Annotated in this window: 2 protein-coding genes; both read right to left on the minus strand. The window is 45.4% G+C overall.

The annotated features are described in order from the left end of the window. Positions 1–662, minus strand: a 662-nt coding sequence (dnaX, locus tag A3762_RS04380) for a DNA polymerase III subunit gamma/tau (RefSeq protein ID WP_068754243.1), incomplete at its 3' end; no start/stop codon positions are given. 63 nt (positions 663–725) lie between these two features. Beyond that, positions 726–948 (minus strand): hypothetical protein (locus A3762_RS27070; RefSeq protein ID WP_197469021.1); only part of this gene is annotated, 223 nt, incomplete at its 5' end.

A 948-nucleotide genomic window follows, 5' to 3' on the forward strand; every position in this document is an offset into this window, starting at 1 on the left:
GTCAGACTCAAGGCATCACGCATACTGCCATCAGCACCCCGAGCTATCGCCCATAATGCGGCATCTTCGGCACTGACTTGCTCTTGTGATAAAACAAACTTCAAGTGATGAACGATTCTTTCCGGCGTCATATTCTTCAGATTGAACTGAAGGCAACGTGATAGGATCGTAATCGGTAATTTTTGAGGATCGGTGGTCGCAAATAAGAATTTCACATGCTCTGGCGGTTCTTCCAGAGTTTTCAGCAAGGCATTAAAACTATGCGTCGACAGCATGTGTACTTCGTCGATCAGATAGATCTTAAAACGCCCTTCAGTTGGCGCGTACTGAACATTCTCAAGAAGCTCTCGCATGTCTTCGACTTTGGTTCGCGAAGCCGCATCGATCTCGATAAGATCAACATAACGCCCTTGCTCGATTGACGTACAAGCTCCGCACTCGCCACAAGGCTCTGAGGTAATGCCTCGTTCACAACTTAAGCAACGTGCAAGAATCCGTGCAATAGTCGTTTTACCGACACCTCTAGTGCCGGTAAACAAATAAGCGTGGTGAAGTCGCTGCGATTCTAAAGCATGGATTAAGGCCTGCAAGACGTGTTCTTGCCCAACCATTTGCTTAAAATTTTTCGGTCGCCACTTTCGAGCGAGAACCTGATAACTCATGAGATAATTAAGACGAGTGAAATTCTCTCTATCTTACACGCTCATGAGCCTTAGAAACAGAGCTTAGTCATCAAGCTTGATACACTCTAAGCGATGTCGATACGTTTTTAATGTGTCTACAGCTACACGTAGCTTTTCTGTATCGAAATCCTCATCAAATTGCTCAAAACCTGGCTGCATCGCCTCTCTTAATCTTTGCAATGCGGCTTTGCCTGAAGACGTAATTTCATAGTGTGCATGAATTTCTGGATAATGCTCATCGCTTATGATGGCCTCCGCTGCTATG

Source organism: Oleiphilus sp. HI0125, from assembly GCF_001635355.1.